Consider the following 9146-nt stretch of genomic DNA (forward strand, 5'->3'; position numbering starts at 1 on the left):
GGAGACCCCGTGCGCCCACTGACCCCGACCACTCTGGTCACCGCCGCAGCCCTCGCCACCACGCTCGCGGTCGGCGGCGCCGGCGCCGGTCCCGCTCCCGGCTCGGGTACGGCGCAGCCCCGGCCCGTGGCGAACCTCCCGCAGATCATGAAGGACACCGGCGGCGGCACCCAGCTCGTCACCGCGAGCGCCCCCACCCTCGGCTCCACCAGCGGCACCCTCACCTGGTGGGAGAAACAGAGCGGCGGCTGGAAGGCCGTCGGCACCGCACCCGCCCGCTTCGGCGCCCACGGCCTGGCCGACGGCGCGACCCGCACCCAGAACACCAGCACCACGCCCACCGGCCTCTACGGCCTGCCGCTCGCCTTCGGCAACGCCGCCGCGCCCGCGGGCACCGCCCTGCCGTACCGCGCGGTCACCCCGACCGCCTGGTGGTGCGAGGACACCCAGTCGACCTCCTACAACCGCTGGGTCGACCCGCTGCCGAAGGACTGCCGGGGCACCGAGTCCGAGCGCCTGGCCGACTACCCCGGGCAGTACGCGCACGCCGTCCTGATCGACTTCAACTACGCCAAGCCGGTCAAGGGCCGCGGCGCCGGCATCTTCCTGCACGTCAACGGCAGCGGCGCGACGGCCGGTTGCGTCTCGGTACCCGCCGACGCGATGAGCCGGATCCTCGCGTGGCTGCGGCCCGCGGCGCAGCCGCACATCGCCATCGGCACCGTGGACGGCGGCACGGCATTGACCGGTTACTGACCCCCTGGCGCGCTGTTGGGTGACGCTACCGCCCCGTACCGTAGGGCACAGGCGCAACACCAGTGACGCGAAGGGGAATTGCCGTGTCGTTCGCAGAGGACCGGTCGCAGGCCGTGGAAGACGTCGTCCACGCGTGGACGCACGGCACCGACTGCCTGTTACGCGAGGCCGACGGCGGCTCGGGGGAGACGGTCGGGACGGAGACGGGCCCCAGGATGCTCTCGCACGCGGAAGCCGTGCAGATCGTCCACGCCCAGCTCGTCCTGATCGCCCTCGGAGCCGACCTCGGCCGCCTCCAGACGACCGCGAGGACCTGCTACCGCACCGCGGTCGACGCGCGGCTCGAACGGCCGGAGGACGCCCGCGCCTATGCCAGGGCCGCCGATCTGTGCGAGCGCGCCGCCCGGCTGGTGGTCGACGCGGGGGCCGCGGGCGACGACCGGGCCAGGCGCCGCCTGCTCGCCGTCGCCGAGCACGACACCGCCGTGGCGACCGGAGCCGTGGACCCCGAGGTCGCCGACCGCGCCCGCCGCGTCCTGGAGTCCGCGCTCAGCGAGGCCGAGAACAGGGCCGCCCGCGACACCGCGCCCCAGCAGCGCGGCCCGCGCTATCCCGGCCCGACCTACGACGAGACCACCGGACGGCACCGCGTCGGCGTCGGCGCGACCGGCGAGCCCGCCTACTGGCAGCTCAACACCCCCGGCTCCGGCATGGAGAGCGGCCTGATCTGCGGCGCGCCCGGCAGCGGCAAGAGCAGCTTCCTGCTGATGGTGCTCTACGAGGCCGCGCGCCGCGAGGAGTTCACGCTGTGGCTGGCCGACCCCGGCGGGCGGCACGACACCCCGGCGCCGATCGCCGAGGCCGCCGCCCGTACCGCCGCCACCCGCGAGCAGACCGTGGACCTGTTGCGCGACGCGGTGGCGGTGATCGCCGACCGCGCCCGCCACCACGGCCCGGTCCCCGATCCCACCGACACCTGGCAGGGCATCGTGCTCGCCGTCGAGGACTGCCGACTCGTCTTCGCCGACGACCTGGAGGCCACCCGGCTCGCCGAGCGTGTCGTCGCCGTCGGCGGCCGGTTCGGCGTGGCGCTGGTCGTGACCGCGCCCGACGCCGACCTCGCGTCCTTCGGCGGGAGCCTCGCGCTGCGCGCCGGGCTCGCCAGGACCAACTGCTTCCCGCTCGGCCCCGGCGGACGGCAGATGCTCACCGCGCTCGGCCGCGCGGTCTGACGGCCAACCGCCTCCGGCCGGACGTCGGTCGGCGGGCCGCCGGTCGGTCGGCTCTCGCCCGCCGACCGCCGGATCTGACACTCCTCTGACACGCGCCTGGCCCTTTCCGGAAGGTCGGGCGGTGCATCTGTGGTTCCTGACCGAGACCTGAAGCCGGGGATCTTGTGACGGACCGGCGGACCGAAGAACCTGGTAGTCAGGATCCGGTGCGGTGTCGGCGAAAGCCCCCGGCGCGGTCCTTTCTCTCGGAATCTCTACGAATCTTCACGAATCTCGCGGATTCTCCCTGATTCTCTTTGATTCTCTCCGAACGACCATGGCGACCGTCCCCTGACGTCCGGGTGCGGCCCCTGAATCGCGTTGTCGGGCTCTGTGGTGTGGGAGGTGTGGACGATGGCAGGTGCGATGTCGTCGAACGCGGTGGCGGCCGGGACCGTCGCCGGAAATACGGTGGCGCCGCCGGAGGAACGGGTGGGCGAACCGGCCCCGTTGAGCAGACTGATGTCACTGCACCAGGCGCACCCGGTGGACGGCCGGTCACTGCGGACGGTGTGCGGGATGTTCGTGACCGGCGTGACGGTGATCACCAGCGGCGAGGACGGCAACGCCGAAGGCACCACGGTGAACTCGTTCACCTCGGTCTCCCTCGACCCGCCGCTGGTGCTGTTCTGCCTGCACAACGAGTCCCGACTGCGGTCCGTCGTGCGGGAGTCGGGGAAATTCGTCGTCAACTTCCTCCAGGGGCAGCAGGAGGGCGTGGCCCGCGCCTTCGCGGGCAAGGGCACCGCGGAGATCCACGACGTGGCCAACCACCCGTCGGTGACGGGCGTTCCGGTGCTCAGCGAGGCGCTGGCGTTCCTGTCCTGCCACCTGGTCGAGGAGTTCGACGGCGGCGACCACACGATCTTCCTCGGCCGCGTGGTCGAGTTGGGCGTGCCCCGGCAGCACCAGGAGCCGCTGGTCTTCTTCCGCGGCTGGCTCGGCGCGCTGGAGGAGGAACTGCGCGGCGTGCACCCCATCATCGACGGCTGACCGCCCCGCCCGTTCCCTGTCTCCTTGGCACGGCGGTGCGTCGCACGGCGGTATTTCGCGACGCCCCGCGGTCTTCCGCGTGGATCCGAGGTGATCCGCGCTGTTCGTGTTCCTGACGTTTCTGCGAGTTCCCGAATTCGACCGGTGGAGGGTGTGATGGGCGTGGATTCCGGCAAGGTCGTCCGACTGGAGGACGTCGTACCGATCACATACGGCGGAGGCGAGGAGACCCGCTTCCTGCTGCGCGGCTCGGACACCAGCGGCCGTTCCTCGTTCTACGAGGTCCGGATGCCCGCGGGGGAGGGCTCGGTGTGGCATGTGCACCATGACACCGACGAGTCCTTCTACGTCCTCGAGGGCGAATTCGAGGTCAAGGTCGGCGAGGAGATCCACAAGGCGCCCGCCGGGACGATGGTGCACGGCCCGCGCGGCGTGTGGCACTCCTTCTTCAACGTGGGCGAGACCACGGGACTCATGCTCTGCACGATGACGCCCGGCGGCATCGAGCTGTTCTTCGAGGAGCTGAGCGAGGTGCTGACCCGCCCCGAGCGGCCCGACTGGGACACGATCAAGGCGGTCGGCGAGCGGCACGGCATCACCGCAGCCCGGCCGCAGGGCGGACCGCACGGCGGCCCGCCGGTCAGCGCGCCACAGTAGTCCGTACCGTCGCGCACCGTCCTCGCGACGGGGGTCGGGAGCCGCCGGGTGACCGGCGCCCTGCGCGCCGTCGGGTGACGGGGGGCGGCCGGTCCGGGGGATTCACCCGGCGGCTCCCGGGCCTAGGGGGTGTCCGCGCGCCGTCCGGCCTCCCGGGGGTGCGCGTCCTCCTGCTCGGGGTCCAGCTCCGGCTCGGGCACCGCGTCCGGCGCGAGCCGCGGCGCGCCCGTCGGCTCACCGCTCTCGTCGAGCCGGACCCGGGAGAGCTTGTCGGGGTTGGTGACCAGGTAGATGTCGGTGATCTGGTCGTTGCTCGGGTTGAGGTCCATGACCATGACCGCGTACGGCGAGTCGCCGGAGAAGACGACGGCCGACGGGTCGCCGTTGACCTGCTGGTAGCGGATGTCCAGCGACTCGGGCAACCGGCTGGTGGCGTAGCCGTTGAGGAAGCGGGCGACCTTGTCCCGGCCGTTGACCGGCCGGAGCGCGGAGCGGACCTTGCCGCCGCCGTCGGTCCACATCGTCACGTCCGGCGCGAGCAGGCTCATCAGCTCGGCGATGTCGCCGCCGAGCGCGGCGGCCACGAACCGCTCGGTGACCTGCTGCTGGAGGTGCGGATCGGCCTGGTAGCGGGGCCGCCTGGCCTGGACGTGCTCGCGCGCCCGGTGCGCGAGCTGCCGGATCGCGGACGGGCTGCGTCCCAGGATCTCGGCGATCTCCGTGTGCGCGTAGCCGAACACCTCGTGCAGGACGAAGACCGCCCGCTCCAGCGGCGTCAGCGTCTCCAGCACCACGAGCAGCGCCATGGACACCGACTCGGTGCGCAGCGCGGACTCCGCGGCGTCCACGGCCTGCGCGCCCTGCGGGCTGTCGAGGGCGTCGGGCGTACGGGTCAGCAGCGGCTCGGGCAGCCAGGGGCCGATGTACGTCTCGCGGCGACGGCTGATCGTCGCCTGCCGGGCGAGCGCCTGGTTGACCGCGATCCGCACCAGGTACGCGCGCGGGTTGTCGATCTCCTCGGCGTCCGGCTGGCGGACCCGGCGGGCCCAGGCCAGCCAGGTCTCCTGGAGGACGTCCTCGGTGTCGGAGACACTGCCGAGCAGGTTGTAGACCACCGAGAACAGGAGTTCCCGATGGCCGACGAACACCTCGGTCGCGCGGTCACCAGCAGCCGAGGGGAGCTGAGCCGGAGTGTCGGACACGATGTGAGCCTCCCGTGATGCGTTTTACCTATGAGGTACCGCGGACCCGAAAGCGTGACACTCGCGCCGCGAAATGTGACGCGCGTCTCTTTCACCTGCGATATTCCGGCGCGCCCCACCGATCTCCATGAGTGCTGGAATGATCACACGGTGCCACGATGTCACATCGACCGTGGCCCGAAGCTCTTTATCCGCGGGGCCGGACACGGTCTGGCGGTGGCCCGGACGCCGGGCCCGGAGGGGAGCCTCCGGACCGTCGAGGCTCCGAGCGGTCACCCCGATCCCCGGGGGGCCGATAACGACATTCGTACGAAGAAAGTGGTGGGCCGTCGTGGCCGAGTCGAAAGACCCGAACGTGGACATCGATTTCACCGTCATGTATGCGACGCACAAGGCGTTCCGACGCGACCTGCGCCGGCTGGCGACCGCGGTGGCCGCCGGTCAGGCGACGGCGCCGCAGGTGCGCGCGGGGTGGGACAACTTCAATCACCAGCTCCACAACCACCACTCGGTCGAGGACCGGGCGCTGTGGCCGCAGGTGGAGGCCAAGATCGCCGACCGTCCCGACGATCAGCGGCTGATGAAGGAAATGGAAGAGGAGCACGCCGAGCTGGGCCCGCGCATCGAGGCGGTGGACACCGCGATCAAGGGCGGCGGGGGCGACCTGGCCGCGCTGATCGAGGACCTTTACCAGGTGATGGACGGCCACTTCACGCACGAGGAGGAGGCCGCGCTGCCGCTGATCCAGGACGTGCTGTCGCCCGCCGAATGGCGGACCTTCGGGCTCGCCAACGCCAAGAACCTCGGCATCAGCGGCGTCAGCGTCTACATCCCCTGGGTCATCGACGACGCGACGCCGGACGACCAGAAGCGGTTCCTCGGGTCCTTCCCGCCGCCGCTGCGCGTCGTCAACAAGCTGATCTGGCAGCGCGGTTACGCGAAGAAGGAGCTGTTCAAGGTCTGACCGGACCCGGGCACCGACGACCGGGCGCCTGAACGGCCGGAATCGGCGGGCACCGCGCCACCGGGCGCGGTGTCCATGCTCGGGCGCGGTGTCCATGCTCGGGCACTGCGGAAAGGCGTGGCCATGGACAGCACGGCGATCGTGGAGCGGGCCCGACCGGCCCCGCCCACCCGCCGCACCGGGCGGGTGCCCGGCGCGGCCGAGCTGCTGCGGAGGGTGCCGTGACCGGCGCTGTGGTGGTGACAGGTCTGGGCATCGTCTCGCCCGCGGGACTGGGCGCCCGCAACTACTGGGCGCAGGCGTGCGGGAGCGGGCGCGGCGCCGGACGGCACGGCGAGGCCCGTACGGCGGGCGAACCCGCCTGGCAGACCGCCGCCCTCCTCGACCCCGCTCCGGGCGACCAACTGTGGGGCAGGCCCGCGCCGCAGGCCGACCGGATGGCCCGGCTCGCGCTGGCCGCAGCGGACTGGGCGCTGGCCGACGCGGGCATCCGCCCGCAGGACCTGCCCGACTTCGGCCCCGACGCGGTGACGGCCGTCACCGCCGCGGCTGCCGCCGCCGCGGCTCCCGGCGGGCGGTACGGCGAGGGCCGCGGGCCCGGCTTCGGCGCCCGCTTCCGGGCCGGCACCGGCACCGGCGGACCGCGCGGCCAGGCCGGGCGGCAGAGCGGCGCGTACCGCTCCTTCGCCTGGTTCTACGCCGTCAGCAGCGGCCAGATCTCGATCAGGGACGGCATGAAGGGCCTGGACGCCGTGGCGCACGCCCGGCGGCAGATCCGGCAGGGCGGACGGCTCATCGTCTCCGGCGGTGTGGACGCGCCGGTCTGCCCCGCCACCTGGAGCGCGCACACCCCGCCGCCCGCCGCCCGGCCCGGCGGCGGAGCGCTGCTGGTACTGGAGACTGCGCACGCGGCCCTGGCCCGCGGCGCCAAGATCTACGGCGAGGTCGCCGGATACGGCGCGACCTTCGACCCCGACCCGAGCGGTGGACGCGAACCGGGCCTGCGGCGCGCGGTGGAACTGGCCCTGTGCGACGCGGGAGCCGTCCCCGGCGAGGTGGACGCGGTGTTCGTCCCCGGCCTCGACGCGGCCGAATCGGCCGCCGTCACCGCGGTGTTCGGCGTGCACGCGGTACCCGTCACCGCGCCCCGCACCATGACCGGGCGCCGCTACCCGGGCACGGCCGCGCCGCTGGACCTGGCGGCAGCCCTGCTCGCCATGGAGGAGGGCCTGATCCCGCCGACCGCGGACGATCTGCCGTCCCCCGGCTACGACCTCAATCTGGTCCTGTCGCCGCGCACCGCGGAACTGCGCACCACGCTGGTGGTGGCCCGCGGCCACGGCGGCTTCAACTCCGCCGTCGTGCTGCGCACCCTGGACTGACCGCACCGCCCCGCGACAGCGCGGCGAGCAGCAGCACCGCACCGACCCCGTGACGTCCCCTCTCCCGCACCGGGAGCCGGGGACGTTTTCGCGTGCCCCGACACATTCCTACCCGGGAGGGACGAAGCAGCATGAAAACAACCGCCCAACAGGCCCAGTCCAATGAGAAGTTCGACGTGGCGATCCTCGGCGCGGGAATGGCCGGCGGTCTGCTGGGCTCGGTGCTGGCCCGCAACGGGGTGAAGGTCCTGCTCATCGACGCGGGCGTGCACCCGCGCTTCGCGGTGGGGGAGTCCACCATCCCGTACACCTCGTCGATGACCCGGATCATCGCCGAGCGCTACCAGGTGCCCGAGATCGAGCCGCTGGCCAGCTTCAAGGGCATCCAGGAGAAGATCGCCCCGTCGTGTGGGCGCAAGCAGAACTTCGGCTTCGTCTACCACGTCGAAGGGCAGCCGCAGGACCCCGAGCAGATCAACCAGCTCGTGGTGCCAGAGTGGCAGCGCACCGAGACGCACCTGTTCCGGCAGGACGTGGACGCCTATCTGTTCAACCTCGCCGTGAAGTACGGAGCGGTGCCCAAGGTCGCCACGAAGATCGCCGACATCGAGGTGTTCCCCGAGCACGGGGTGCTGATGAGGTCCGACAAGGGCGAGGAATTCCAAGCCAGTTACCTCATCGACGGCAGCGGCTTCCGGTCGCCGGTCGCGGAGAAGTTCGGGCTGCGCGAGACCCCGACCCGCGCCAGGGCGCACTCGCGCTCGCTGTTCACGCACATGGTCGGCGTCACACCCTTCGACGACGCGAAGGCGGCCCGCTCGCACAAGCAGCCCAGCCCCTGGCACAACGGTACCCTGCACCACGTCTTCGACGGCGGCTGGCTCTGGGTGATCCCGTTCGACAACCACGACGGCGCCCTCAACCCGCTGTGCAGCGTGGGCCTGCAACTGGACGAGCGCAAATTCCCCGCCGAGCCCGGCGTCTCCGCGCAGGAGCAGTTCGACCAGTTCCTGGAGCGGTACCCCGAGATCGCCGAGCAGTTCGCCGACGCCACCGCCGTACGCCCGTGGGTGGCCACCGGCCGGCTCCAGTACTCCGCGACGCAGACCGTCGGCGAGCGCTACTGTCTGACCGCGCACGCCGCCGGATTCATCGACGCGCTGTACTCGCGCGGCCTGACCAACACCCTCGAGGTCGTCAACGCCCTCGCCTGGCGGCTGATCGAGGCGTCCAAGGACGGCGACTGGTCCGTCGAGCGGTTCGCGTATGTCGACAGCCTCCAGCAGGGCCTGTTCGACATCCACGACGACCTCGTCTACTGCTCCTTCGTCGGCTTCCGCGACTACGACCTGTGGAACGCGGTCATCCGGGTGTGGGAGTCGACCAGCATCCTGCCGACGGTCACCATCGACCGGGCGTACCGCACCTTCATGGCCGACCCCGAGCGCGACGAGCAGGTCTTCCGCGACCTGGAGAAGCGCGATGTGCCCGGACTCCCGGCCCCGGTCGGCCAGGACATATCGGAGCTGCTCGGCTTCACCCGCTCCATCTGCCAGCAGGTCGAGGCGGGCACGCTGGAGGCCAAGGCCGGCGCGGCCCAGCTCTTCGAGCGGCTGCGGACGTCGGAATTCCTTCCCGCCCCCTTCGAGTTGGGCTCGCCCGACAACAGGTGCTTCGAGGCCACCCCGGCGGTGATCCAGAGCGCCGTCGAATGGGCCGGTACGGACGCGCCCGCGCACATCGCGCAGCTCTTCGCGCGCTGAGCCCCCGCCGTACCCAGGTCGTCGAGCGCCGCCGTACGCAGGGCACCCCGCCGTACGCATCGCAGACGCACCGCACCCGCGACAGCGGGGGGGGGGGGGGGGGGAGGGGGGGGGGGGGGGGGGGTGGGGGGGGGGGGGGGGGGTTGTGGGGGGGGAGG

8 protein-coding genes are annotated in these 9146 nt (G+C 72.2%); 7 read left to right on the forward strand and 1 reads right to left on the reverse strand.

All coding sequences use genetic code 11. The annotated features are described in order from the left end of the window. Window positions 1-33 precede the first annotated feature (33 nt). The 4 genes from ACZ4EF_RS12855 (at window position 34) to ACZ4EF_RS12870 (ending at window position 3677) form a co-directional block, all read left to right on the forward strand. Window positions 34-756 (forward strand): L,D-transpeptidase family protein, encoded by a 723-nt coding sequence (locus tag ACZ4EF_RS12855; RefSeq protein ID WP_401722260.1) that lies wholly within the window; start codon window positions 34-36, stop codon window positions 754-756. Between the two features lie 83 nt (window positions 757-839). Continuing rightward, entirely contained in the window at window positions 840-1988 is a 1149-nt protein-coding gene (locus ACZ4EF_RS12860; protein WP_391161962.1) for a hypothetical protein, read from the forward strand. A gap of 393 nt (window positions 1989-2381) precedes the next feature. Further along, window positions 2382-3020: a flavin reductase family protein gene (locus tag ACZ4EF_RS12865; RefSeq protein ID WP_355341101.1), complete on the forward strand. Its 639-nt coding sequence runs from the start codon at window positions 2382-2384 to the stop codon at window positions 3018-3020. A 156-nt stretch (window positions 3021-3176) separates the two neighbouring features. Further along, a complete protein-coding gene (locus ACZ4EF_RS12870; RefSeq protein WP_355341098.1) occupies window positions 3177-3677 on the forward strand; it encodes a cupin domain-containing protein in 501 nt (166 codons plus the stop codon). Window positions 3678-3799: 122 nt separating this feature from the next. On the opposite strand, the gene sigJ is transcribed toward ACZ4EF_RS12870, so the two are convergent. After that, a complete protein-coding gene (sigJ, locus tag ACZ4EF_RS12875) occupies window positions 3800-4879 on the reverse strand; it encodes an RNA polymerase sigma factor SigJ (protein ID WP_355341095.1) in 1080 nt (359 codons plus the stop codon). 331 nt (window positions 4880-5210) lie between these two features. On the opposite strand from sigJ, the gene ACZ4EF_RS12880 reads away from it, so the two are divergent. The 3 genes from ACZ4EF_RS12880 to ACZ4EF_RS12890 all read left to right on the forward strand — a co-directional run bounded on the left by ACZ4EF_RS12880 (window position 5211) and on the right by ACZ4EF_RS12890 (window position 8988). Then, window positions 5211-5843, forward strand: a complete 633-nt coding sequence (locus ACZ4EF_RS12880) for a hemerythrin domain-containing protein (RefSeq protein ID WP_355341092.1) — start codon at window positions 5211-5213, stop codon at window positions 5841-5843. Window positions 5844-6064: 221 nt separating this feature from the next. Next, entirely contained in the window at window positions 6065-7225 is a 1161-nt protein-coding gene (locus ACZ4EF_RS12885; RefSeq protein ID WP_467504271.1) for a beta-ketoacyl synthase N-terminal-like domain-containing protein, read from the forward strand. Window positions 7226-7356: 131 nt separating this feature from the next. Further along, window positions 7357-8988: an NAD(P)/FAD-dependent oxidoreductase gene (locus tag ACZ4EF_RS12890; RefSeq protein ID WP_467504273.1), complete on the forward strand. Its 1632-nt coding sequence runs from the start codon at window positions 7357-7359 to the stop codon at window positions 8986-8988. The last annotated feature ends 158 nt before the right edge of the window (window positions 8989-9146 follow it).

This window comes from Streptomyces sp. NPDC025721 (assembly GCF_055558595.1).